This is a genomic window from Rhizobium sp. CFBP 13644 (genome assembly GCF_014842165.1).
Classification (GTDB): Bacteria; Pseudomonadota; Alphaproteobacteria; order Rhizobiales; family Rhizobiaceae; genus Agrobacterium; species Agrobacterium tumefaciens_C.
The window spans coordinates 91,748-115,317 of record NZ_JACYVF010000006.1 but is presented as its reverse complement, the minus strand read 5'-3'; the positions used below and the strand labels follow the sequence as shown (position 1 = coordinate 115,317).

General features: G+C 57.8%; 22 protein-coding genes and 2 tRNA genes. 8 read left to right on the top strand and 16 right to left on the bottom strand.

The window, feature by feature from the left end:
• Positions 1–11 precede the first annotated feature (11 nt).
• The 6 genes from IFT53_RS15845 to IFT53_RS15820 form a co-directional block, all read right to left on the bottom strand.
• Entirely contained in the window at positions 12–1,943 is a 1,932-nt protein-coding gene (locus IFT53_RS15845) for a beta-galactosidase (RefSeq protein WP_192066167.1), read from the bottom strand.
• Positions 1,943–3,034, bottom strand: a complete 1,092-nt coding sequence (locus tag IFT53_RS15840) for an ABC transporter ATP-binding protein (RefSeq protein ID WP_192066169.1) — start codon at positions 3,032–3,034, stop codon at positions 1,943–1,945. Before IFT53_RS15840 ends, IFT53_RS15845 begins: the two co-directional genes overlap by 1 nt.
• Positions 3,027–5,132, bottom strand: coding sequence for an alpha-galactosidase (locus IFT53_RS15835; RefSeq protein WP_192066170.1), 2,106 nt, complete (start codon positions 5,130–5,132; stop codon positions 3,027–3,029). Before IFT53_RS15835 ends, IFT53_RS15840 begins: the two co-directional genes overlap by 8 nt.
• Positions 5,129–5,980, bottom strand: a complete 852-nt coding sequence (locus IFT53_RS15830) for a carbohydrate ABC transporter permease (protein ID WP_192066172.1) — start codon at positions 5,978–5,980, stop codon at positions 5,129–5,131. Before IFT53_RS15830 ends, IFT53_RS15835 begins: the two co-directional genes overlap by 4 nt.
• Positions 5,980–6,888 (bottom strand): carbohydrate ABC transporter permease, encoded by a 909-nt coding sequence (locus IFT53_RS15825; protein WP_042616883.1) that lies wholly within the window; start codon positions 6,886–6,888, stop codon positions 5,980–5,982. Before IFT53_RS15825 ends, IFT53_RS15830 begins: the two co-directional genes overlap by 1 nt.
• Before the next feature lie 89 nt (positions 6,889–6,977).
• Complete coding sequence (locus tag IFT53_RS15820) at positions 6,978–8,207, bottom strand: ABC transporter substrate-binding protein (protein WP_192066174.1); 1,230 nt, start codon at positions 8,205–8,207, stop codon at positions 6,978–6,980.
• Between the two features lie 153 nt (positions 8,208–8,360).
• Between IFT53_RS15820 and IFT53_RS15815 the strand changes: the two genes are divergently transcribed.
• Positions 8,361–9,272: a helix-turn-helix domain-containing protein gene (locus IFT53_RS15815; protein ID WP_042616885.1), complete on the top strand. Its 912-nt coding sequence runs from the start codon at positions 8,361–8,363 to the stop codon at positions 9,270–9,272.
• Positions 9,273–9,290: 18 nt separating this feature from the next.
• Here IFT53_RS15815 and IFT53_RS15810 read toward each other — a convergent pair whose 3' ends face one another.
• Together IFT53_RS15810 and IFT53_RS15805 are read right to left on the bottom strand one after the other, a co-directional pair.
• On the bottom strand, positions 9,291–10,163 hold the full coding sequence (locus tag IFT53_RS15810) for a lytic transglycosylase domain-containing protein (RefSeq protein ID WP_244656353.1): 873 nt from the start codon (positions 10,161–10,163) through the stop codon (positions 9,291–9,293).
• A gap of 112 nt (positions 10,164–10,275) precedes the next feature.
• On the bottom strand, positions 10,276–10,992 hold the full coding sequence (locus IFT53_RS15805) for an SDR family NAD(P)-dependent oxidoreductase (RefSeq protein WP_244656354.1): 717 nt from the start codon (positions 10,990–10,992) through the stop codon (positions 10,276–10,278).
• 163 nt (positions 10,993–11,155) lie between these two features.
• Between IFT53_RS15805 and IFT53_RS15800 the strand changes: the two genes are divergently transcribed.
• The gene (locus tag IFT53_RS15800) at positions 11,156–12,826 is read left to right on the top strand and encodes an FAD/NAD(P)-binding protein (RefSeq protein ID WP_192066177.1); all 1,671 of its coding nucleotides are present in this window, start codon (positions 11,156–11,158) and stop codon (positions 12,824–12,826) included.
• 10 nt (positions 12,827–12,836) lie between these two features.
• Here IFT53_RS15800 and IFT53_RS15795 read toward each other — a convergent pair whose 3' ends face one another.
• Entirely contained in the window at positions 12,837–13,580 is a 744-nt protein-coding gene (locus IFT53_RS15795) for an MOSC domain-containing protein (RefSeq protein WP_192066179.1), read from the bottom strand.
• Between the two features lie 136 nt (positions 13,581–13,716).
• Here IFT53_RS15795 and IFT53_RS15790 point away from each other — a divergent pair, with 136 nt between their 5' ends.
• A complete protein-coding gene (locus IFT53_RS15790) occupies positions 13,717–14,640 on the top strand; it encodes an ROK family protein (protein ID WP_192066181.1) in 924 nt (307 codons plus the stop codon).
• Here the strand turns inward: IFT53_RS15790 and IFT53_RS15785 are convergent.
• Together IFT53_RS15785 and IFT53_RS15780 are read right to left on the bottom strand one after the other, a co-directional pair.
• Positions 14,637–15,773: a CobW family GTP-binding protein gene (locus IFT53_RS15785; RefSeq protein ID WP_192066183.1), complete on the bottom strand. Its 1,137-nt coding sequence runs from the start codon at positions 15,771–15,773 to the stop codon at positions 14,637–14,639. The genes IFT53_RS15790 and IFT53_RS15785 overlap by 4 nt on opposite strands.
• A gap of 148 nt (positions 15,774–15,921) precedes the next feature.
• Positions 15,922–17,043: a D-alanyl-D-alanine carboxypeptidase family protein gene (locus tag IFT53_RS15780; protein ID WP_446737684.1), complete on the bottom strand. Its 1,122-nt coding sequence runs from the start codon at positions 17,041–17,043 to the stop codon at positions 15,922–15,924.
• A gap of 163 nt (positions 17,044–17,206) precedes the next feature.
• Here IFT53_RS15780 and IFT53_RS15775 point away from each other — a divergent pair, with 163 nt between their 5' ends.
• Positions 17,207–18,370 (top strand): M20 aminoacylase family protein, encoded by a 1,164-nt coding sequence (locus IFT53_RS15775; RefSeq protein WP_192066186.1) that lies wholly within the window; start codon positions 17,207–17,209, stop codon positions 18,368–18,370.
• A gap of 57 nt (positions 18,371–18,427) precedes the next feature.
• On the opposite strand, the gene IFT53_RS15770 is transcribed toward IFT53_RS15775, so the two are convergent.
• The 3 genes from IFT53_RS15770 to IFT53_RS15760 form a co-directional block, all read right to left on the bottom strand.
• Positions 18,428–18,703 (bottom strand): hypothetical protein, encoded by a 276-nt coding sequence (locus IFT53_RS15770; RefSeq protein ID WP_192066188.1) that lies wholly within the window; start codon positions 18,701–18,703, stop codon positions 18,428–18,430.
• 275 nt (positions 18,704–18,978) lie between these two features.
• Positions 18,979–19,053: transfer RNA gene (locus IFT53_RS15765), tRNA-Gly, on the bottom strand.
• A gap of 311 nt (positions 19,054–19,364) precedes the next feature.
• Positions 19,365–19,439, bottom strand: a tRNA-Gly gene (locus IFT53_RS15760).
• Positions 19,440–19,697: 258 nt separating this feature from the next.
• On the opposite strand from IFT53_RS15760, the gene IFT53_RS15755 reads away from it, so the two are divergent.
• The 4 genes from IFT53_RS15755 to IFT53_RS15740 all read left to right on the top strand — a co-directional run bounded on the left by IFT53_RS15755 (position 19,698) and on the right by IFT53_RS15740 (position 22,198).
• The gene (locus IFT53_RS15755; RefSeq protein ID WP_192066190.1) at positions 19,698–20,207 is read left to right on the top strand and encodes a prolyl-tRNA synthetase associated domain-containing protein; all 510 of its coding nucleotides are present in this window, start codon (positions 19,698–19,700) and stop codon (positions 20,205–20,207) included.
• A gap of 56 nt (positions 20,208–20,263) precedes the next feature.
• Entirely contained in the window at positions 20,264–21,226 is a 963-nt protein-coding gene (trxA, locus tag IFT53_RS15750) for a thioredoxin (protein WP_192066191.1), read from the top strand.
• A gap of 102 nt (positions 21,227–21,328) precedes the next feature.
• Complete coding sequence (locus tag IFT53_RS15745) at positions 21,329–22,000, top strand: LON peptidase substrate-binding domain-containing protein (protein ID WP_192066193.1); 672 nt, start codon at positions 21,329–21,331, stop codon at positions 21,998–22,000.
• A gap of 9 nt (positions 22,001–22,009) precedes the next feature.
• Positions 22,010–22,198 (top strand): Trm112 family protein, encoded by a 189-nt coding sequence (locus IFT53_RS15740; protein WP_042616895.1) that lies wholly within the window; start codon positions 22,010–22,012, stop codon positions 22,196–22,198.
• Between the two features lie 38 nt (positions 22,199–22,236).
• On the opposite strand, the gene IFT53_RS15735 is transcribed toward IFT53_RS15740, so the two are convergent.
• Positions 22,237–22,572, bottom strand: a complete 336-nt coding sequence (locus IFT53_RS15735; protein ID WP_192066195.1) for a cupin domain-containing protein — start codon at positions 22,570–22,572, stop codon at positions 22,237–22,239.
• An 11-nt stretch (positions 22,573–22,583) separates the two neighbouring features.
• A complete protein-coding gene (gene kduI / locus IFT53_RS15730) occupies positions 22,584–23,426 on the bottom strand; it encodes a 5-dehydro-4-deoxy-D-glucuronate isomerase (protein WP_192066196.1) in 843 nt (280 codons plus the stop codon).
• Between the last annotated feature and the right edge of the window lie 144 nt (positions 23,427–23,570).

Below are 23,570 nucleotides of genomic sequence, written 5' to 3'. Positions count from 1 at the left end.
TCAGATGTTCGTTATTTCGTCCAGATGGAAACGGCCTGCGGCTCCAGAACGCTCTCTCCCAGCACAATCTTCGCGCCTTCGGGAACCGTCCACGCCTCGGCGCCATAGTTGAAGGCAAAGGTGAGGTTGCCGCGGCGACGGATACGGATGGTATCCGGCAATTCAATGGTTTCGAGGCCAGCCTTTTTCGCGGCCAGCGCAAGCACGCTTGAAAGCAGTTCCTCATCGGCCCAGCAGGCGAGATAGAGCATATTGCCGCTTTGCGTCAGCGCCGGATCGCCATTTGTAAAACGCGCCAGCACCTCTGCCGAGGTCTGCACCGTTTCGCGCCAACGGATCGCCGCACCGGATACAGCGCCTGAAACGGCGTCGGAAAGACCGGGCCGCAGGGTTGAAACCTGAATGACGCGGTTGCCGGTGCGTTGGCCGAGCGGGCCGGGTGGCAGGTTTTTCGGGATCACGAAATTGCGGTCACGAGAGCCGGTCCGTGCGCCGATCACGATGTGACCGGTGGCCTTGGAAAGAGCTGCTTCGGTGGCGACATCAACCTCCGTCATGCAGGGAACGACGACAAGCGCATAGCCCTCGAGACTATCGCCCGGGCGAACGAAATCGATATCGAGGCCGAGACGGCGAAGGCTTTCATACCAGCGGAAGCAAAGCTCCTCGTAGCGGAAATCCTTGCCCTGCGGCTGGATCATCGTTGTCCAGTAGCTCTGATAGTCGAACACCAGCGCGACATGGGCCTTTTCGCTGGCCGGCAGGTCGGCCAAAGCCTTCAGCTCTTCCCCGACCTGCTGTGCCTCCAGTCCGCCGGGCGATAGCTCGTCCAGACCCGACATGTTGAGGCCCGCATGCATCTGTTCCTGCGCAAAGGGTGCCTGGCGCCAGCGGAAATAGCTGACCACTTCTGCGCCATGGGCAAGCGCTTCCCATGTCCAGAGCCGCACCATGCCCGGCTTCGGCACCGGGTTCCACGGCGCCCAGTTCACCGGTCCGGGCTGCTGTTCCATCACCCAGAAACGGCCCTTGCCAACGCCGCGATAGAGATCATGGTGGTAGGGGGCGATATCGGGGTGCGATGTCTGCGCCCAGCGATTGCGCTCTTCTTCCGTGAATGGAAACTTCTCGACAAAACCAATCGGGTAGCTGTCCCAGGATGCGAGATCCAGATTGTCGCCCACCTTGAAGTGGTCGAAATCCGAAACGAAACCCATGAAATTGTGCGTGATCCAGCGGTCTGGCGAGTGCTTGCGAAGGATATCGCATTGCATCTTGTCGTAGGCGGCAACCTGATCGGACTGGAAGCGCCAGAAATCCAGCCGGGTGGCAGGGTTGGGTTCCGTCACCGTCAGGTTCGGCAGCCGCACATCGTCGAAACTCTTCAGTTCCATCGACCAGAACACCGAGCCCCAGGCTTCGTTCAGCTGCTGCGGTGATTGATAGCGCAGCCGCAGCCATTGCTTGAACTGCTTGAGGTCTTCGGCCCCCCATGATGCGGTCGTGTCATGGCAGCCATATTCATTGTCCGTCTGCCAGCCCACGAGGCCAGGATGCGCGCCATAACGCTGCGCAATAATCTCGACAATGCGTGCGCTTTCGCGCCACCACGTCTGTGACGAGAATGTGTAATGCCGGCGCGAGCCAAAGCCGCGCACCTTGCCGTCTTCGTCATAGGGCAGAATATCAGGATGCTCATCCACGAGCCATTTCGGTGGCGTGGCGGTTGGGGTTCCCAGCACGACCTTGAGGCCAGCGGCATGGAGCACGTCCATTGCGCGGTCCAGCCAACCGAAATCGAATTCCCCACGCGCAGGCTCAAGCCGCGACCAGGCAAACTCACCAATGCGCACGAAGGAAATGCCAAGCTCGCGCATGCGGCGTGCGTCTTCAGCCCAACGGCTTTCGTCCCAGTGCTCTGGATAATAACATACGCCCAGCATTATCGCGTCAAATCCCCATTGATGATGGCATGGCCCTGCTCGTCAAAAACATGGCAGGCCTTGGCATTGATGCCGAGTTTCAGTGTGTCGCCCGGCTTGGCACTGGCCAGACCGTCGGCCTTGACCGAGATTTCCGAGCCATCCGCCAGTTCCACGAAGAACAGCGTTTCCGAGCCGAGATATTCCGCAAGCCGCACCGTGCCTTCCAGCACCACATCGCCCTCGCCACTGGCGCTGATGTGCTCGGGGCGGATGCCGAAGCTTGCATTGCTGAGCGTAGCCGTGTTGGGGGCATCGAGCGCAAGCGTCGCGCCGCCCGGCAGCGTCAGCGCGATTTTGCCGTCCTGGTTTGCTGCGGGCACTTTCAGCACATTCATCTTCGGCGAGCCGATGAAGCCCGCCACGAAGAGATTTGCCGGACGGTGGTAAAGCTCAAGCGGCGATCCGACCTGCTCGATCTTGCCCGCAGACAGAACCACGATCTTGTCAGCCATGGTCATGGCTTCCACCTGATCATGGGTCACATAGATCATCGTTGCCTTCAGATCCTTATGCAGCTTGGAAAGCTCGCCGCGCATCTGCACGCGCAGGGCTGCATCGAGGTTGGACAGCGGCTCATCGAAAAGGAAGACTTCCGGGTTGCGAACGATGGCACGGCCAATCGCCACACGCTGGCGCTGGCCGCCGGAAAGCTGGCCCGGCTTGCGCTTCAAAAGCGGTTCAAGCTGCAACATTTTTGCGGCATGGGCCGTGCGCTCGGCGATCATGGCTGGCGCATGGCCGGTCATTTTCAGACCGAAGCCAATGTTTTCAGCAACCGTCATGTGCGGGTAAAGCGCATAGGACTGGAAAACCATGGCCACACCCCGTTCCGAGGGGCCGATCTTGGTCATGTCCTTGCCGCCGATGGAAAGCGCACCGGAAGATATTTCCTCAAGACCGGCAATCATTCGCAACAGGGTGGATTTTCCGCAGCCGGAGGGGCCGACGAAGACGCAGAATTCGCCATCCTTCACGTCGAGGTCGACACCCTTGATGACGCTGAGAGCGCCAAACTCTTTCTTGACGTTGCGCAGGCTTACGTCAGCCATTGATCTTGCCTCCCTTGACAGGTTCCAGTTCGAGGAGCAGCGCGCTTTCCGGTTTCAGCATCGGCAATGGCAGACCTGCAAGGCCCACGCTGGAAAGCTCGAAGCTGATATCGCCGGAGAGCAGCTTGGTCTGGCCCTCGGAGATGCGAATGAATTCCGGCTGCGCCGGAAGTGAATTGGTAATTTTCCATGTGCCGCCCAGCTTGGTCACGCTGGCAGGCAGTTTGAGCGGTGCCGGTTGCTCGCCCACCATTTGCGGTCCCTGCGCAATGATGACGACGATCTTGTCGGCACTTGCCGCACCCCAGACGTAACGCCCGTCCACAGGCTCTGCCTGAAAATTCGCCTCTGGCGCATGCAGCAGGGCTCGAAGCCGCTTGTAGGTTTCGATGTAAAGTTTCAGCTCGCTGCGCTCTGACGCTGTCAGCTCCAGTGGGTTGAGCTCGACGCCGAGATGATAGGCCATGGCAACCAGCGCCCGGAAGGCCAGCGTGTGGCGCCGCCCCGTCTGGTGGTTGGGGGAGGCGGAGATGTGGCTTCCGAGAATTTCCGGCGGCACGAACAGTGACGCGCCGCGCTGAATTTCCAGCCGTTCCAGCGCGTCGGTGCAATCGGATGTCCAGACCCGGTGCGTGCGGGCCAGAACGCCCAAGTCGATGCGGCCGCCGCCTGAAGCGCAGCTCTCGATTTCGACATTCGGATGCGCCTTGCGCACGCGGTCCATCAGCGCATAGACGGCGCGTGTCTGGGCAGATGTCTTTACCCGCCCGTCACGCCCGCCCGCATGGGTCAGGTCGCGGTTCATATCCCACTTCACATAGGAAACGGCATGGTTTGCAAGGACAGCGTCGATCTTGGCAAACAGGTAGTCGGACACCTCCTGCCGTGTCAGGTCGAGCACAAGCTGGGTGCGCGATTGCAGCAGCGGGCGTCCATCAATCTGCAAGGCCCAGTCTGGGTGCTTCTTGTAAAGCTCCGAGACCGGGTTGATCATTTCAGGCTCGAACCAGATGCCGAACTGCATGCCGAGACCGGTTACGTGGTCCACCAGTGGCTTCAGGCCTTCAGGATATTTACGGGCATCGATATCCCAGTCGCCAAGGCTTGTGGTGTCGTCATCGCGTTTGCCGAACCAGCCATCATCCAGCACGAAGCGCTCAATGCCGATCTCTGCCGCAGCCGTTGCCTGCGCCTTCAGAGAGTCCATCTTGTGGTCGAAATAGTTGCCTTCCCAGGTGTTCAGCGTCACCGGACGTGGAGACATCTTGCCGCCTGGCCAGTCCAGAAGCTCACCACGCACGAAGGCATGAAATGCCTCAGTATCCGGCCCGGCATAGGCAACAGGGCTTTGGTAGGTTTCGCCGGATGCCAGAATGACCTCGCCCGGCTCGAACAATTCGCCCATATGGATCAGCCGCTGGCCATCATCCGTGCGGTCGATGACAACATGGTGGTTGCCGCTCCATCCGAGCGTCACGCCGAAACGCTGCCCAGCGGTCTCGACAAAGATCATCGGGAACCGGTCATGCGATGTGCGACCGCGTCGGCTTTCCTGAGACCAGATGCCGTTGCCGAGAACTTCTTGCCGCGTCTGGAACTCGCGGCCCCACATGCCGGTAAAGCTCGTCAGTTCCGTTTCGCCTGCCGGTGCGGCAAAGGTGGCCGCCATGCAGCGGTCCAGCTGGTAGTCGGTGTCTGCGCGGTTGGTCAGCGCTGTGGACATCGAAATCAGCGCGGACGCATGGTCGGTCAGCGTGATGGCAATTTCGATTTTCGCCACGGCGTCATGGCCGCGCAGCGTCGTTGCATTTCCTGCGGTTTCCACCTTCCACGCGCCGAACTGGAGCGTGAAATCACGACCCTGACGGTGGCCTGAAATGGCAGGCCAGCCGAAAAAGCCCATACCACTCGTTGGCAGCAGCACCGATGTGGGCACAGCCACGTCCATGCCGTTCACCCGGCTGGAGCGTTCGATGTCAAACAGTGGATCGGCAGAGGTTGCCGCTGTTGCAAAAGACAGGATCTCCGGCATGCCGAGTTCGGGCAGGCGAAGGTTCAGCGTAAAGCTTCCTTTGCCGATTGTGATGATATGGCTCATCCCTTGGTCGCTCCCAGTGTCAGTCCGGCAATGAAATGCTTTTGCATGATGAAGAACATGGCAACGGGTGGCAGAGCCGCAACCAGCGAGCCTGCGGAAACCAGATGCCAGGCAGCAACCCATTGTCCGTTCAGCGAATAGAGACCGGCGGTCACCGGCATGGCGTGCTGTCCCTGCACCAGAACCGTGGCCCAGAAATAATCATTCCAGACGAAGGTGAAGACCAACACCGAGAGTGCCGCAATGGCCGGACGCATCAGCGGCAGCACGATGTGGCGGAAAATCCTCCATTCCGAAACGCCTTCGACACGGGCGGATTCAATCAGCGCAAAGGGCAGACCCTTGATGAAGTTGCGCATGAACAGCGTGCAGAACCCGGTCTGGAAGGCGACATGGAACAGCACAAGGCCCATGGTCGTGTCGTAAAGACCGGCCCGCAGCGTCATGTCACGCACCGGCACCATCAGGATCTGGAACGGAATGAAGTTGCCCGCCACGAACATGAAGAATAGCAGCAGATTGGCCTTGAACTTGTAGACGGCCAGCGCAAAGCCGGTGAGGCAGGAGAGCGCAACAGCGCCGATGACGGTGGGGATCGTGACCTTGAACGAGTTCAGAATATAGAGCCCGATGGGCGAATCCCGAAAGACGGCCGTATAGTTTTCAACGCCCGCAAAGCCTGACGGTATGCCGAAGTAATTGCCAGCGGCAAAATCGCCCGCCGGTCTGACGGAGGTAATCGCCACGCCGATCAATGGCAACAGCCAGAGAATGAGCGCAATCGGCAGTATGATTTTATAGCCCCAACGAATGAAGGGTGAGGCTGTCTGAATAGGTGCGGGGAACATCAGGAATTCCTTTCCTGGCTCAGCATGCGCACGATGAAGAGCGTGATGAAGATCATCATGATGAGAAAGAGAACGACGGCGATGGCTGCGCCATAACCCATGCGGAAACCATATTCCGAAAGCGCCTGCTCATACATGAAATAGGAGAGCACCGAGCTGGAGCCATAAGGACCGCCAGCGGTCATGACGGAGACGAGGTCGAAGGACCGCAGCGAGCCGATGACTGTCACGACCATGGCGATGAATGTGGCGGGTGCCAGCTGCGGCAGAATGATGTTCCACAACAGCTTGAAACCCTTGGCACCATCCATGCGCGCGGCTTCCACCTGCTCGGGATTGATGTTGTTGAGACCCGTCAGATAAAGGATCATGCAATAGGCCGTCTGCGGCCAGAGGCCAGCCACGATGATGCCGTAGGTCACGAAACGCTCGTCGGCGAGAATGGCGATCTGCTCGCCGGTCAGCCATTCCAGAAGCTTCGAAAACAGCCCGAAATCCGGGGCGTAGAACCAGGTGAACATCAAGCCGACGACGACCTGACTGATGACGAAGGGGAAGAAGAACAGCGATTTATAAAGCCGGATGCCGCGAACATTCTGGTTCAGAAACAGCGCCACCGCCAGACCTGCAGGAATGGACAGCAGATACAGCACCAGCCAGATGATGTTGTTTTTCAGCGAGACATAGAATGTATCGTCCTGAAGCAGCTCGGCGTAGTTGCCAAAGCCGATCCAGCTCATCTCACCCATTCCGTCCCAGTCGTGAAAACTGATCCAGATGGATTGGAAGATTGGCACCAGAACGTAGAGGACAAACATCAACAGGCCGGGGGCGAGAAACAGCCAGGGCGCTAGTTTTTGCTGATTGCGCTTCCAGAAACTGGGCGATGGTGAAACGGCGTTGCTCACGGCGGCACCTTTGGGAAAATATATATAAGAGAGCGGCCGGGTGCCTGGGCAGTGCCTCTTATGGCACCCGGAGCTGGGAGGAAGGGGTATTATTTATAGACGCGGGCGCGAACTTTTTCGAGACGTGCCAGGATGGCGTCGATCTTGTCAGGCTTGACCATGAATTCCTGGAAGCCTTCCATGCCGACCTTTGCCATTTCCGCCTGTGCATCGCGGTCATAGAACTGCGCGATGGCGGTTGCCTTGGACAGCATCTCGAAGCCAGCCAGAAGGAACGGGTCCGTCGGCTTTTCCGCCTTGTTGTTGACGGGCAGCTGCCCCATCGTCGCGTTCATTTTCGACTGCGCTTCCGGTGATGCGACATAAGCGAGGAATTTCTTCGCATCGTCCTTGTTCTTCGCACCCTTTGGAATGTGGAACGTGTCGGTCGGTGCTTCCTCGGCAACGGGAAGACCAGCGGTGATTTCCGGGAAGGGCATGAAGCCGATCTGCTCTTCTTTCAGTCCCCCATTCTTGAAGGTGGCAACCGCGAAGTTGCCCATCAGATACATGGCGGCCTTGCCCTGCACCAGCTGTGGAACGGCATCCTGCCAGTCGATTGCGGCATGGTTTTCAATGAAGTAGCCCGGCTTGACCAGTTCGGCCCACTTCTCGAACACGGCCTTTACGCGCGGGTCGGTATAGGGAACCTTGCCCGATGTGAGTTCCATATGGAAATCATAGCCGTTGATGCGCAGGTCGAGATAGTCGAACCATCCAGCCGTTGGCCAAAGGGCCTTGGTGCCGATTGTGAATGGCGTGATGCCAGCGTCTTTCAGCTTCTTCGATGCAGCGAGAAGCTCATCCCAGGTCTTGGGTGGCGTGATGCTCTGTTGCTGGAAAATGTCTTTGCGGTAGTAAATGCCCCACTGGTAGTAGGTGTAGGGAACACCCCATTTCTTACCGTCAATCGTCATGGAAGGGGAGGCAGACTTCAGTTGCTCTTCAAGGCCATTGGCCGTCCACACATCGGTCACATCTTCGAACAGACCAGCCTTGACGAAAGGCTCCATGCGGTTGCCGGCGTACCAGGCAACGACATCAGGCGCATCTGCGGTCAGAAAGTTGCGAATGGCAGATTTGAAGCCTTCGTGGTCGAAGTTGTTCCACTTCACCGTAATGCCGGGGTTTGCCTTCTGGAAGTCTGCAATCAACTCTTCCATGGCCTTCTTCGGCACCGGGTCCGAGTGGTCGGAGTTGATGGTGATCTCGCCAGCGAAGGCGGACGAAAACAGCGCTACCGACAGAGCAAGTCCGCTGAGGCTTTTCAAAAGGGTCATGTGTTTCCTCCCTATGACCGTGACACATTGCCGTGGAGACCGTGAACCAAAAGCACGCCCTCCCAGGCCAAATCCAAGTTCGGCTTGATCATTGAACCGAAACCCGCAATAAGCTACCGAAATTCCGCATAGTTTCTCCAGGATCCTAAGATTATGGCCTCTGTACCATCAGAAGTTCAGGACGAATCCGTACCGGTACATGCAGAGCATGACCCGAGACATCCGCTGGTTGTCTTCGGAGACCACCGCTTTTGCGCAGGCGAAGCATCGCTGGTGCAGGTCATGGCCGGGCCGCATATGCACAGTCAAGTGGAACTGAATTTCGTTCTGGAAGGGCAGATGACCTACTGGTTCGATGGGCGCGAGCTGACCGTCGATAAGGGACGGCTTTGCCTGTTCTGGGGCATGATCCCGCATCAGGTGATTAGCCGTGCAGAGGGCACCTCGTTTGTCTGCCTCTATGTGCCGATGTCATTCTTTCTGGGCCTTGCCAGCCTCACGCGGTTCAGAGACGCGGTGTTTCGCGGGGCGATGATCGAGGCACTGGAGCTCCGTTCCTATGACCATGAAATTTTCGAGCGGTGGCGGGATGAATTGCGCTCCGGCGATGAGGGCCTCATCGAGATCGTCCGCAATGAACTCAGCGCCCGCGTTCTGCGCATCGAGCGTGATGGCTGGCGCGATCTGCGCGAGGAAGGCTCGGCCATTGCAAGCCTCGGCGCCAATGATAGCGAGCGTATGGAACATGTGGAGCGCATGCTGCGCTTCATCGCGGAAAATGCGCTCAACGATATCTCGGCAGAAGATGTGGGCCGCGATGCAGGTCTTCACCCCAATTATGCGATGTCGGTGTTCAAGCGCGCCGTTGGCATGACCATCAACCGCGCAATCATCCGCCACCGCCTCGATACGGCGCAGTCGCTTTTGATCGCAACCGACATGCCCATCACCGATGTCGCCTTCGAATCGGGTTTTGGGTCTGTCTCGCGCTTTTATCAGGCCTTTTCGGAACGGGTCGCGATGCGCCCGAAGCAATATCGGGCCAGCATGCGCAGCAAGGTTTGAGAGCAGCCTGCCATCGGATCAGCGATTGCGCAGAACGGTGCAGGGTGTTCCAGCCGCGCGGATTTGCGCACAGAGCTGGTTTGCTCCCCCGCGGGTTTCGCGGCCAATTCTCGCCGCATAGCGGGGCCGATTGCCGAAATTGCCGCCGCGCTGGCGCACAATCAGCGCCCGTTCTTCATTCAGCGGTGAAGGCAGGCGGGTGATGGCACGGGTGAAAAGCCGGTCCACAATGGCTGGACGGTAATGCGCAGACAGTTGCACGCCCCAGGGCGCCCAGTCGGCTGATCCCGCAAAAACCGGTTCCTGCATCCGTCTGGTTTCGGCAAGTGTCACGCACGCAGTTTGAAAGGGCTGGCCATCGGCAAGCTCTGGAGCGGCAACGTCCGGTGCCGCATCCCGCCAGGTCTCGATTGGGTTGCCGGTTATGGCAAACACGTAATCGCGTGTCTCTATCGGCAGACGCCCTTGCGACAAAAACCGCGCAAGACCGTTTTCACCGGCATTATAAGCGGCTGCGGCAAAGCCGAAATTACCGAACCGTGTCTTCAGCTCGCTCAGATAGGTAGCCGAGGTTTCCAGCGCGTCGATCACATCGAAGCTATTGCTCAATCCGCGGCTCCTTGCGGTGGATGGCATGAACTGGGCGATGCCTTCCGCCCCCTTGTGGCTCAGGGCCTCGGGCCGAAATAGGCTTTCGCGCCAGATCAGGCGGGCAAAAAACGCAGGCGGTAGGTCATTCTTGCGCGCAAAATGCTCCATCGTACGGCACAGATCGGCATTGAAAGTTTTTCGGCCGATGCAGATCGGGTGGGGCCCATCTTTTCGTTCATAGAGGCAGGCATCACCGTCACCCTCAGCCGCCAGCGCTGTTTGAGGCGGCAGTAGAGACATGCCACTTGCCCCGCCAAGAGCACACAGCAAAGCGGATGCTAGACGGTTCATACCAGAGCGAATGGGTCTTTTCCCTTCAAAAGATTCCGTGGCGATGACCCGCAAACCATCTCTACCAGGGAATTTCGCTGCCGTCATAGGCCATGAAGGAGCCTGTCCGGTCTGCGGTCAGTGCATTCAACGCCGTCAGAATGTTCAGCGCCGCCTCGTCGGCACTCACGGTCGGATGGCTGCCGGAATATTTTTCGGACAGGCTTGTTCTGACGGTACCGGGGTGGATGGCGGCCATGACCAGTTCGGGGTGCGTTCGCGCATATTCGATGGATGCGGTGCGGACAATCTGGTTGAGCGCTGATTTCGAGGCTCTGTAGGAAATCCATCCACCCAGCCTGTTATCGCCAATGGAGCCGACGCGGGCTGAAAGGAATGCCACCACGGATCGTTCCTTGCGATCCAGCAAGGGCAGGAAATGCTTGGCAATGAGGGCAGGCCCCACGGCGTTGACGGTGAACTGGCGCAGCATCGCATCGGGATCGAGCTGCCGCAAAGATTTTTCCGGCGGGTTGCCATCGACGCCAAGCGCGCCTGTTGCGCAGATCACCAGATGGATCGGCTTGCCCCGCAGATTTGCTGCGGCGGCCTGAATGGAGTTTTCATCGCTAAAATCGAGCTGGTCATCGCGCCGGGAAAGCTCAAACAGCTCTCCCAGATTGGGTTCCTGCCGCAACCGCTCGCACAGAGCAGAGCCGATGCCGCCGCTTGCGCCGATGACCACGGCACCGAAGCCTGCGGGAAGAGAGGTAAAGCACGCATTGTCTTCATTCATCATGCAAGCCCACTGGGTTAGAAGGGATATTTGTTCAGTAGAATATCATCATCCAGAGATATTGAGATTATCTTATGTCTTGGCCTCTTGCATGGGGAACTTCAGCCCGACATTTCGGTTTCTACCTGACGTCATCAGACGTTTCGCCAAGGGGTATTTTGCGCATATGACACCTAGAGTTGCCATCATCGGCTCGGGCCCGACAGGCATTTACACGTTAAAGGGTCTGATTGGAAAATCAGCCCCGCTTTCGATCACCATCTTTGAAAGCGAATCCGATCCCGGCAAGGGAACGCCCTATCATCCCGCTCTCAACGACCGTGCCATGCTGTCCAACATCGCCAGCATCGAGTTGCCGCCGGTGTGCGAGACCCTGATGGCCTGGCTTGTGCGCCAGAGCGATGAGGAATTGCAGCGTCTGGGTATCGAGCGTTCGCTCATCGCCGAGCGCGAATATTATCCACGCGTCGTGCTGGGTGAGTTTTTCTACGCCCAGTTCATGCAGCTTCTTAAAATCGGTGCGGCCAATGGCCATACGATCGAGGTCAAGGCATCGCACCGCGTTGCAGACATCGAGCTGAGGCCATCGGATATCCGGCTTTCGGTCACGGCACCTGAGAGCGAACCGCTCGAATATGCTTTCGACCATGTGGTCATGGCCACCGGCCATGATTTCCCCGAGACGACCGAGATCAAGCCGGGCTACTTCGTGTCGCCATGGCCAGCACCCATGTTGAAATCCATCAAGCCTGTCCGCGTTGGCATTCTCGGGACGTCGCTGAGCGGCATCGATGCGTTGATTACGGTTGCGACAGCCCATGGCAGTTTCCTGCTCGATGAGCATGGCATCCTGCAATATCACGCGTTGCCCGAGACCGAAGGGCTGCACGTCACCATGATGTCGCGCAAGGGCGTTCTGCCGGAAGCGGATTTCTATTGTGAAATTCCCTATCGTCCGCTTCAGTTCTGCACAGAAGCCGCTGTCCAGAACGCAATTGAAACGCGCCAGAGCGATCTGCTGGACGCGATCTTCGAGTTGTTCAAGACAGAGCTTGCCTTCTGCGATCCCGATTACGCCTCGCGCATCGGTCTTTCGCAACTGACTGTGGAAACCATATCAAAAGCCTATTTCCATGCTCGCGAAACCACCCCGCCCTTCGTCTGGGCCGCGCGCAATCTGGCTGAAGCCGAGGCCAACAAGCAGAACCAGTATACGGTAGAGTGGCGCTACGCGATCCTGCGCATGCACGAAGTCATTGCGGCGGCCATTCCGCATCTGGACGACATCGATCTGAAACGCTTCCACAGCCATTTCAAGACTGTGTTTGTGGATGATTATGCCACCGTCCCGCACGCATCCATCCACAGGCTGCTTGCGCTGCACCGCGCCGGCAAACTGGAAATTATGGCTCTGGGCAATGAGAGCGAAATCGACAATAAGGGCGTCGAACGCGGTGCCACCGTTCAAGCCAAGGGCGAAACCCACCAGTTCGACGCCTTCATCGATGCGACCGGCCAGCACACGCTGTCAGCGCGGGATATTCCTTTCCCAACGTTGAAAGAGCAGGGCGTCGTGCGCCGCGCAACAACAAGCGTGGCAACGACCTTGCTAGGCTTTGATGAGAAGGTTGTGCGCACCGGCGGCGTCGATCTGGATGAGAAATTCAGACCTGTCTTCCACGATAATCTGAGCAATCAGCTTTACTGCGGGTCCATTGCTTTTCTCCTCCACAAGCTGCCCTTCGTGCAGGGCATCACCAGTGCAAGAGATATCGGCTACACCGTGTCGAAAGCGATCCTCGAAGCAACGGCTACCCCGGAGCGATCAGCCGCCTGATCGGCCCTCACTACACATCCTGCAGATGGACGCTGTCACCCAAAGTGATGGCGCCCGTCTTTGTCACCGAGGCATAAATGCCGAAGTTGCGTCGGTTCTGCCGCAGGATGGTGCGCAGAATGTCGGCATTCTCGTGAATATCTGGCTGGGCGATCAACGTCATGCCGCATCTCTTGGTCTCCTCGGATGCCTCGATGGTGACGCTGGAGCCAAGCTCCAGGCGCTGGCCGATCCATCCCTTTTCCCGAAACTCCGCTTGTCCTTCAGTGCGCAAAACCACGTTCGGGCGAAAGCGTCGGCTGTCCACCGTCTCGTTGCCGAGCAGGTTTGAAAGCTGATCCAGAGAGCTTGATGTAATGAGGTGCAGCGGGCTTGGCTCATAGCGGTTCACGCCAATGCCACGGACGGAGGGGTCGCGGACGCCTACTTTTTCATAGGCCAACAGGGTGGTTTCGAAACCGAAATGCAGTGTCAGTTTCGCGTCGATTCCTTCATCGGCAACATCAAGCCATGACCCGTCGGTAAAACCGATCTCTGCTGAATTGCTAGTCAAACGGGAGTTTAGAAAGAGCGCCGGCCGCCAGCGCTCCTGCTTTTCAGGTGTTGCGACTTCGCCCGATTTTGCATCGGCAATGCACCACTGCCGGTCACCGACAATCCCCGTCTCGTCAATCTCGACACACGTCAGTTTTTCGCCACCAAGCGAGCTGACGGGATAGCGCCAGATTTCCTCGATCGTTCCCAGAAATGTCAATGCTGCCCCGATCTCTTCATGCGCTTTTGCCGACGGAAAACTGCGTTGGAGCGCAGCGGTTCCATTGGGGCAAGACTTAACCAACGCTATCTGGCATAGAGCGTTCGTTGTTTGTGCATTTGCCGGGAGCTATTGATTGATCGTCTGTTTCGATATTGGCGGAACCGCCATCAAGGGTGCCGCGGCCTATGCGGCGGATGATGTCCGACCGCTTCCGCGACGCAACACGCCCATTCATGATTTCGATGCCTTTGTCAGTGTGCTGAAGTCGGTGATAGCGGAAATCGGCGGTGCGCCGGAATGCGTCGCCCTGTCGATCACCGGCATCATCGACCCTGACACAGGTCTCTCCTTCATCGCGAACATTCCCTGTGCCCATCAAAGGCCGTTGAAAGCGGATCTGGAGGCCACACTTGGCCTGCCGGTCCTCATCGCCAATGATGCCGATTGTTTCGCGCTCGCCGAATATAGCGTTGGCGCCGGGCAGGGACACCGTGTGGTGTTCAGCACCATTCTCGGCACCGGTGTCGGTGGCGCGTTGGTGGTGGATGGAAAACTCATCAACAGCTCCGGTGGCTTTGCCGGAGAGTGGGGCCATGGGCCAGTGGCGGCAACGCGCGCGGGCAATCCGCCTTTGGACCTGCCGCGCTTTTCCTGCGGCTGCGGGCTGGAAGGCTGTCTTGATGCCATCTGCAGCGCTCGCGGCATGGAAAAGCTGCACCGGCATCTGACGGACAAAAACTTCGCCGCCGAAGAGATCATCGAAAGCTGGCAATCGGGCGATGCTGACGCGGCCCGGACCATGGATATCTATATCGACATGCTTTCAGGCCCGCTGGCGATGATTGTCAATGTTACCGGCGCCACCATCGTGCCTGTCGGCGGCGGGCTTTCGAACGCGCCGGCTTTGCTGGAGGCGCTGGATCAGGCCGTGCGCTCCCGCATCCTGCGCCGCTTTGTCCGCCCGCTTGTGGTGCAGGCCAAATGTCAGATCGAGCCGGGCCTGATTGGCGCAGCGGTCATAGGTTTTGATTTCGTGAGCGCGAGAGAAACGCTTTAGAACCGCATGCCGGGCACGGCGAGCGGATTGTCTGTCACCGCCTGCCGGTCCGGCCTGTCGACATTCACAGCGCCGGTAAACGCGCCGAACAGATCCTTCACGAAGGCTTCGGGCAAACCATCCGTGATCAGCACCATGCGCGTGCGCCGGTCTGCCGGGTCAGGCCATTCCGCCAGCCGCTGCGGCGAATGGAAAATGGACTGCACGCCGTGCAGCACAAGCGGCCTGTCGGGATTGTCGGAAAGCTGCACGATAGCCTTCATCCGCAACAGCTTTTCGCCATGGGCCGAGCGCAAGAGATCGATGAACATCTCAATCGCCATGGGGTCGATAGGCTTGTCATGCACGATCGAGAAGGAGCGGATCGATGCATTGTGCCGGTTGACGTCATGGTGGTGATGTCCATGGTCGCCATGATGGTGGTCATGATCATGGGAATGGTCGTGATGATGATGATCGTGATGGGCCTCTTCGCCCAGCCAGCGGGCAACATCGCCCATCTTGTTCGTTGCGTCGTAGAGACCGTTTTCCAGGAGCGCCACCGCCTTCCACCCGTCGACGTCGCCATCTTCGATGGTCGCACGCGGATTGAGGCTTAGAAGTCTTGTCGTCAGGGCAGAGATCTGCGCCTCGGTGCTCAGCTTGCGCTTCGTCAACACCAGACGGTCCGCCACCGCCACCTGCTTGACGGCTTCTGGATGATTATCGAGCGTGGCGAGGCCGTTTACGGCGTCCACCACCGTGACCATGCCGTTGAGCGAAAAATTCTGTGAAATGACCGGGTTGCCGATGATGGATTGCATGACCGGTGCCGGATCGGCAAGCCCCGTCGTCTCGATAACGACCCGGTTGACCGCCTTGAGCTTGCCGGTCTGGATACCGTCCATCAGTTCCGCCAGCGTATCCACCAGCTCGCCGCGCACCGTGCAGCACAGGCATCCCTCGGCCAGTTCGATAATGCCATCGCCAGAGCGCGCCACCAGCAGATGGTCAATGCTCACATCGCCGAATTCATTGATGATAATGGCCGCATCCTGCATGTCAGGGTCTTTCAGCAGCTGATTGAGCAGCGTTGATTTTCCCGCGCCGAGAAAGCCAGTGATGATGGAAACCGGGATGCGAGGCTGTGCCATTGAAGACCTGTAGCGTTAGAACATTACATGCTGAATGACGCCTTATAGCAATGAATGCGCAAGACGGAAGCATGGATTTGCGAAATCAGCGCTGAAACATGGGAGGAGGGCCTTGTCCATCTGCGACGAAGCCCTCCATAAGCGCGGATCAGAATGTCGGGCGTGGCATGGGAATAGGCACATTGGCCGCAGTCCCGCTGGACGCGCCAGTATTGCCACCCGTGTTGGCCGCAACGGTCTCGCTACCGGGCAGCAGACCCGCATAGGAATAGACGGGCGGGCGCGTCAATTCTTGCACGAAAGGCGATTTGATGATCATCCGGCCCGCATCATCGCGACCTTCGCTGCGCACCTTGGCGGCTTTCGGGTTGCAGATATCGGAACTGATATCATTGACGAACTGCGTTTCGCCATAAGGTGCCAGCGATGCAATCGAAACACCCTGATTGTTCGCCGATGTCAGCCCCATCTGCAAAAGTTCTGCGGATTGTTCCGTGCGGCCTGCAAGGCTGTCAGCGCCCAAAACAACGCTGATGACCTGACGGCCATTGCGCGAGGCAGATGAGACCTGATTGAAGCCGGACGCGCAGATGAAGCCGGTCTTCATGCCATCGGCGCCCTGAAAGCGGCCGACGAGCATGTTGTAATTGGCGTAATTCTTTTTGCCGGTGCTGACGCCTTCCAGCGAGAAATAGGTCGCATATTCGGGAAATTCACGCTTCAGAACAAGCGCCAGAACGGCCAGATCGCGTGCCGTCGTATACTGCCCCTTGCCGGGCAGGCCATTGGCATTGATGAAATGGGTGGACGACATGCCAAGCCGTGCGGCTTGCGCATTCATCTGCGCCACAAAATTCTCGTTTGTGCCACCCACCGTCTCGGCAATGGCCACCGCCACGTCATTGGCGGATTTGATCAGAAGCAGTTTCAGCGCGCTGTCCAGCGTCAGCCTGGAGCCGGGCTTGAAATACATCTTGCTGGCGGGCTGGTCTGCCGCCTTCTTGCTCATCACCACTTCAGTTTCAGGGCTAAGCCTGCCGGTTTTCATGGCGCTGAAGGCCAGATAGGCGGTCATCAGCTTGGTCAGCGAAGCGGGATACCACTTGCGAAACGCATCCTGATGGGAAATCACCTTGCCAGTCCTCACATCAATCACCATCTTGGGATTAGCTTGGGCAACGGATGTCATGGCCAGTATGCTGGCCGTTACAGCGGCAAAGGTTTTTACGAGCCGCCCTGCGGTGCGGCTGGATATCGATGTATGTTGCAAGGCGTATCCTCGGATTCCCGTCTTCGTTACGGGATTTGCAATATTCAACATATATGGCCTCGCAATGGCAAAGTACATTGATTGCGTCAAATATACGGCGCAATATCCACCGCTTGGAGGAGCGTCAGTCAACATGCCGGAATGGAACATCGGGAATTAATGAATGCCAGTTTTAAATAGTGCCGCGCAATTGCAGGCGGAAGCAACCGAGTGGCGGCGTCATCTTCATGAAAACCCTGAGCTGCTTTACGATGTGAACGATACGGCAGCCTTCGTTGCCGATAAGCTGAAATCCTTCGGCGTTGACGAGATCGTCACAGGCATTGGCCGCACCGGCGTCGTGGGTGTCATCCACGGTCGCCACGGCAAGGGCCGCATGGTTGGCTTCCGGTCGGATATGGATGCGCTTCCTATCGTTGAGGAAACGGCCAAGCCATGGGCATCAAAAGTGCCGGGCAAGATGCACGCCTGCGGTCATGATGGCCACATGGCCATGTTGCTGGGTGCCGCGAAGCATCTGGCCGAAACACGCAATTTCGCAGGCTCCATCGCCCTGATTTTCCAGCCTGCCGAAGAGGGTGGCGCAGGTGCGCTGGCAATGGTCGAAGACGGTTTGATGACCCGGTTCGACATGGATGAGGTCTATGGGATGCACAATATGCCGGGCATACCCTTGGGCTCCTTTGCCATTCGCAAAGGCGGCATCATGGCAGCACCGGATAAGTTTTCGATTCTGGTCAAAGGCCGGGGCGGTCATGCCGCGCAACCGCATCGCACGATTGACCCAATTGCCATCGGCGCGCAGATCGTCACCAACCTGCAGATGATCGCTTCTCGCAATACCGATCCCATCCGCTCGGTCGTGGTTTCCGTGACACGCTTTCAGGCGGGTTCCAGCCACAATATCATCCCCAACGAGGCGCTGATTGCCGGCACTGTCAGAACGCTGGATGAAGGTGTGCGCGACGAGGCCGAAGCGCGCATCAAACAGATGGCAGAAGGCATCGCCCACGCCAATGGCGCGGAAGTTGAGGCTATCTATGACCGGTTCTGTCCCGTCACCGTCAATCACGCCGATGAGACAGACCACGCGATACGCGTTGCGAGAGATATTGTGGGTGAGAAAAACGTGGATCCCGATGTCGATCCATCCATGGCCGGAGAAGATTTCTCTTACATGCTGAAAGAGCGCCCGGGCGCCTTCATCTTTCTCGGAAACGGCGACAGCGCGGGGCTGCACAATCCCGGCTATGACTTCAACGATGAAGCCATCGCTTACGGCATCTCATACTGGGTCAAGCTCGCCGAACAGCGGCTTGCGGCCTAGGTGCCCAAAGCAGAACGACCGCGCTTTTGGGGCGCGGTCGGTGAAGCAGGATGACATTTAGCGAATGATGACGCCATATTGCGTTCCGCCGCTGGCTGGCGGGTAACGACGGTGGTCGCCGCGCCAGTTGCCACGGTCTCCGCGATAGTCACGGTCGCGTCGGTAGTCGCGGTCATAATGTCTGTTGTATCTGTTATACCGGTCACGGTCGTATGTCCGCGTCACGGTGCTGGAGGCGTAGTACCCGCCACCGCCCCGGTAGCCACGGTCGTCTACGCAGCCGCTCAAAACGCCGACCGATAGCAGGCACAAAGCCGCCGTAACAATTTTCATGTGATCTCTCCTTGTGATGCCCAATAACGTTTACAGGGATCAGCGGTTCCATGCCGCAGCATCACGATGAGCTATGCGATGTGAACGTCGGATGAAAAAGCGCACAGCATCCACGACTCGCTCCGCGCCATTATCGCTCGCGTATTTTCGACAGGCTCAGCGAATCTGGGATTGGAGAATGAAGTTTAGAAAATTCAATAAAACGGATTGAGAATTGAAGGTTGGCTAGGTCCAGATATCAGGACCTGTGTGCAATTCTGTTACTTAGAGAAAATTGGAGCGGGCGAAGGGATTTGAACCCTCGACCCCAACCTTGGCAAGGTTGTGCTCTACCCCTGAGCTACACCCGCTCATAATCCGCTGGTTCGGGGTAGTTCGCTGAACCGCGGGTCGCTGCATTGCGGCGACGAGCGCTATATCGCTCAACCGCTTTTCAAATGCAACAGCCAGTGCGATCAGAAGCCAAAAAAATGATGGTCTTTCAAGTGTTATTTTGAGTGGCGCTTCGTTTTCGGAGCGCAGGGCCAATCGCATCGACGTTGATCGGACAATGCATCTGCAAGCAATGTCGTCTGAAAGACGCTTGCTCGCATGGTTCTGGAAGAGTGGCCCATGGTGGAAACGCCCTAGCCGGGCAAGCAACTTAATCTATTGGAAAGACTGGAGCGGGCGAAGGGATTTGAACCCTCGACCCCAACCTTGGCAAGGTTGTGCTCTACCCCTGAGCTACACCCGCTCATAGTCCGCTGGTTCGGGGTAGATCGCTGAACCGCGGGCCGCTGCATTGCTGCGACGAGGGCTATATCGCTCAACCGCTTTTTAAATGCAACAGGGAAATGACAAAAGGTGCGGAATTTTTGAAAAAAAGCATACAAGCTACGGAAATCATTCGCTTTTTTTGATGGGAAAATTGACGGGGTGATTGCAAATGCTTGTCCGAAGGCCTAATGACGATGCCATGGAGTAGCGAATCCGAGGGAGCGGGAAGGCTGATATGACAGAGCAAACACCCAAGACAGCACAGGATCTTTTCTCAATGCTGGATGGGCTCGGCATTGAACACAAGACCACGCAACATGAGCCGGTCTTCACTGTCGCGGAGTCGGAATCGTTGCGAGACCGTATTCCCGGTGGCCACACCAAGAACCTTTTCGTCAAAGACAAGAAGGACCAGTATTTCGTCCTGACCGTCGAGGAAAACGCGGTGGTGGATTTGAAGACGGTCCACAAGGTTATCGACGCATCGAGCCGGGTGTCATTCGGCAAGCCGGAAAAGATGCTGGAATATCTGGGCGTCGTTCCAGGCTCCGTCACGGTTTTTGGTGCCATCAACGATACGGCAAACAATGTCACCTTCGTGCTGGACGAGGAGCTGATGCGCCACGACCTCATTAACGGCCATCCGCTTTCCAATGATGCGACCACCACAATCGGTCGAGATGACCTCATTCGGTTCCTGGAGGCGACAGGTCATGTGCCGCTCGTCTTGAAAGTCACCGAATAAAGTACGATCTTTGGGCCAAAGATGCCAAGATGATGTGAAATGAACGGAGACCTTGAATGAGCGACAATCCTTACGGAACATCAATGGGTGGACAGATGACCGGCTCCGTTCAGTTTGGCGGCGCGCCTGAAAGTGCTGCTGCCTCGCATGTTTCTGATACGACCACCGCCAATTTTGGCAAGGATGTCGTCGAGGCCTCCCGCAAGCAGCCGGTGCTGGTGGATTTCTGGGCGCCATGGTGCGGCCCCTGCAAGCAACTGACGCCGGTGATCGAGAAAGTCGTCAACGAGGCTGGTGGCCGCGTCAAGCTGGTCAAGCTCAACATTGATGACCACCCCTCCATTCCCGGCCAGCTGGGCATCCAGTCCATCCCGGCCATCGTCGCGTTTCAGGATGGTCGTCCTGTGGATGGATTCATGGGTGCCGTGCCGGAAAGCCAGATTCGCGAATTCATCGACAAGATTGCAGGTCCTGCCGCCAATGATCCGCAGGCGGAAATCGACGCCGCGCTGGCCGAAGCCAAGCAGCTTTTTGCCGATGGTGATCATCAGGGTGCGGCCCAGCTTTTCGGCTTCGTCATGCAGGTAGACCCGGATAATGCGGCAGCGATCGCCGGTATTGCAGAATGCATGATTGCCGTGGGCGAGCATCAGCGCGCCAGCGATCTTCTGGCATCGGTTCCTGAAGAACTCATGGCAGATGCCGCCATTCAGGCCGCCTCCAAAAAGCTGGCGCAGTTTGAGGAAGCCCGTCTGTTGGGTGATCCCGCAGCTCTCGAGCGTGATCTGGTCGCCAATCCTGACAATCATGATGCACGCATGAAGCTTGCCCGGATTTTCAACGCGCAGGGCCGTCGTGATGAGGCTGCCGAGCAGTTGTTGACCGTCATGCGCCGTGACCGGACCTTTGAGGATGACGGCGCGCGCAAGCAGCTGGTCGAGTTTCTGGAAGGCTGGGGCTTCAAGGACCCGGCGTCTGTCTCTGCCCGCCGCAAGATGTCATCCATCCTGTTTTCCTGAGATGTGCATGGCTGTCGCCGCCCGCGCAGTTCGCTCTGGACTTGCGGGTCGCGGCATCCACCCGATGCACCATCAATCTCTGTTCACGTGAGGAGCCACCCAATGCATGTCGGAAATGCGCGATATCTCAAGAGCACCGATCTGCCGGAACTGGTGCCTGTATTTCCTTTGCAGGGCGTTTTGCTGCTGCCGGAAGGGCAATTGCCGCTGAATATCTTCGAGCCGCGCTACCTTGCCATGTTGGACGATGCGCTGGCTGGAGACAGGCTGATCGGTATGGTGCAGCCCTCATTGCAAGTGCTGGATAGCGGCACCGGCACCGGGGCGCTGAGCCAGATCGGGTGCCTCGGGCGCATAACATCCTTTTCCGAAACAGGCGATGGCCGCTACATGGTGTCGCTCAGCGGCGTCTGCAGGTTCCGTCTTTTGGAAGAAGCGCCATCCACCAAGCCCTACCGTATCTTCCGTCACGCGCCCTTCATCTCGGATCTGACCGGCGAAGATGATGAGGATGCGGTTGATCGCGAAAGCCTGTTGCGGGTGTTCCGCTCCTTTCTCGACGCAAATCAGCTTGAGGCTGACTGGGACAGTGTGGAGCGCGCAGGAAACCGCGTGCTCGTCAATTCACTGTCCATGATGTCGCCTTTCGGCCCTGCAGAAAAGCAGGCGCTGCTTGAGGCGCCGGATCTCAAGGCGCGCGCAGACACCTTGGTTGCCATCACGGAAATCGCTTTGGCTCAGGGCAGCAGTGAGCCCGGCACGCTGTTGCAATAGGCCGCGATCATGGATGAAAAAGTAAGCCGCGTGGATCCCAAACTTCTGGATCTGCTTGTCTGCCCGCTGACCAAAGGTCGGCTGTCCTATGATCGTGAGAAAAGCGAACTCGTGTCGGAAAGCGCAAGACTTGCCTATCCCATCCGGGATGGCGTGCCGATCATGCTGATGTCGGAAGCCCGCACGATTGAGGTTTAGGGCTTGAGGGCCGGCGTTACCGCCAGCCCTCTTTAATCTTACAGAAACTCTGCGCGGTGCGGCGTGAATGTATCGATTAGCCGACCCTTGGCCAGAGCCTTCACGCCATGGACCAGATCCGGCTTCACGATGAATGTTCCGCCCTGCCCAAGCTCCTTAGTCACGCCATCAATCGTTACCTCGAAGCGACCCTCGGCAACATAGCTAGCCTGGATATGCGGATGCGAGTGCAGCGAGCCGATAGCGCCTTCCTCGAAAACGACTTCGACCATCATCATTTCAGGCAGATAGGCCATGATGCGCCGGGAAACGCCGGGCTCCGTCGGCGTCCATGTGCCGTCACCGGCCTGTACAAATGCGTTGCTCTCGCTCATGTCGCAGTCCCTTATTTGAGGTCATCCATGGTCACGAGATCGACGTCGGTATAGTCGACATTGTCACCGGCCATCGCCCAGATAAAGGAATAATTCGCGGTTCCAGCGCCCGAATGGATCGACCAACCCGGCGAAAGAGCGGCCTCCTCGTTCTTCATCACCAGATGGCGCGTTTCGTTCGGTTCACCGAGGAAATGGAAGACGCGGGCTGTTTCCGGCAGGTCGAAATAGAGATAGGCTTCCATGCGCCGGTCGTGAATGTGGCATGGCATCGTGTTCCACACCGATCCCGGTGCAAGGCTGGTCATGCCCACCACCAGCTGGCAGGTCTTCACGCCTTCGGGGTGAATGAACTGGAAGATCGAGCGTTCATTGCTGGTGGCCTGTGAGCCGAGATCGACGCGCTTTGCGTCGTTGATGCTGATATGCTTTGCCGGATAGGCAGCATGCGCGGGCGCGCTCAGCAGGTAGAATTTCGCAGGCGCATCTGCTGAGGCAGACGAAAATGACACTTTTGCGCCAAGGCCTGCATAGACCATGTCGCGCGTGCCGGTCTCGAATGCTGTGCCATCGACGGTAACAGTGCCCTTTCCGCCAATGTTGACAACGATCAGTTCGCGGCGGTCGAGGAAGGATTTCGTACCCGTCGGCTTGATGGCTTCCAATTCCAGAGCGCCAGACACAGGCACCGCGCCACCCACGATCAAGCGGTCGTAATTCGTGTAGTGCAGCTGAACGGTGTCATTCACAAACAGCGGCGGCAACAGAAAGTTTTCGCGCAGCTCCTCGGTGCCGAATTTGGCCGCGGTCTTCGGGTCGATTGCGAAGCGGTTGGTATATTGTGTCTGGCTCATATCCTGCCCAATCATATTTCTTTACAAGTCATCATATCTATATGGCATGGCAAGCGCATGTCAATCGACATCAATTCGTGCCGGATTGTGGTGGCGTCTGCTTGAATGCGCTTTCACGCCACATATTGGGCCATTAATCTCTAT

What these genes read in the sequence shown, in the direction of transcription:
- IFT53_RS15845 (WP_192066167.1), bottom strand. Translation starts at nt 1,943, where the DNA reads ATGCTGGGCGTATGTTATTATCCAGAGCACTGGGACGAAAGCCGTTGG.
- IFT53_RS15840 (WP_192066169.1), bottom strand. Translation starts at nt 3,034, where the DNA reads ATGGCTGACGTAAGCCTGCGCAACGTCAAGAAAGAGTTTGGCGCTCTC.
- IFT53_RS15835 (WP_192066170.1), bottom strand. Translation starts at nt 5,132, where the DNA reads ATGAGCCATATCATCACAATCGGCAAAGGAAGCTTTACGCTGAACCTT.
- IFT53_RS15830 (WP_192066172.1), bottom strand. Translation starts at nt 5,980, where the DNA reads ATGTTCCCCGCACCTATTCAGACAGCCTCACCCTTCATTCGTTGGGGC.
- IFT53_RS15820 (WP_192066174.1), bottom strand. Translation starts at nt 8,207, where the DNA reads ATGACCCTTTTGAAAAGCCTCAGCGGACTTGCTCTGTCGGTAGCGCTG.
- IFT53_RS15815 (WP_042616885.1), top strand. Translation starts at nt 8,361, where the DNA reads ATGGCCTCTGTACCATCAGAAGTTCAGGACGAATCCGTACCGGTACAT.
- IFT53_RS15810 (WP_244656353.1), bottom strand. Translation starts at nt 10,163, where the DNA reads ATGTCTCTACTGCCGCCTCAAACAGCGCTGGCGGCTGAGGGTGACGGT.
- IFT53_RS15805 (WP_244656354.1), bottom strand. Translation starts at nt 10,992, where the DNA reads ATGATGAATGAAGACAATGCGTGCTTTACCTCTCTTCCCGCAGGCTTC.
- IFT53_RS15800 (WP_192066177.1), top strand. Translation starts at nt 11,156, where the DNA reads ATGACACCTAGAGTTGCCATCATCGGCTCGGGCCCGACAGGCATTTAC.
- IFT53_RS15785 (WP_192066183.1), bottom strand. Translation starts at nt 15,773, where the DNA reads ATGGCACAGCCTCGCATCCCGGTTTCCATCATCACTGGCTTTCTCGGC.
- IFT53_RS15775 (WP_192066186.1), top strand. Translation starts at nt 17,207, where the DNA reads ATGCCAGTTTTAAATAGTGCCGCGCAATTGCAGGCGGAAGCAACCGAG.
- IFT53_RS15770 (WP_192066188.1), bottom strand. Translation starts at nt 18,703, where the DNA reads ATGAAAATTGTTACGGCGGCTTTGTGCCTGCTATCGGTCGGCGTTTTG.
- IFT53_RS15755 (WP_192066190.1), top strand. Translation starts at nt 19,698, where the DNA reads ATGACAGAGCAAACACCCAAGACAGCACAGGATCTTTTCTCAATGCTG.
- trxA (WP_192066191.1), top strand. Translation starts at nt 20,264, where the DNA reads ATGAGCGACAATCCTTACGGAACATCAATGGGTGGACAGATGACCGGC.
- IFT53_RS15745 (WP_192066193.1), top strand. Translation starts at nt 21,329, where the DNA reads ATGCATGTCGGAAATGCGCGATATCTCAAGAGCACCGATCTGCCGGAA.
- IFT53_RS15740 (WP_042616895.1), top strand. Translation starts at nt 22,010, where the DNA reads ATGGATGAAAAAGTAAGCCGCGTGGATCCCAAACTTCTGGATCTGCTT.
- IFT53_RS15735 (WP_192066195.1), bottom strand. Translation starts at nt 22,572, where the DNA reads ATGAGCGAGAGCAACGCATTTGTACAGGCCGGTGACGGCACATGGACG.
- kduI (WP_192066196.1), bottom strand. Translation starts at nt 23,426, where the DNA reads ATGAGCCAGACACAATATACCAACCGCTTCGCAATCGACCCGAAGACC.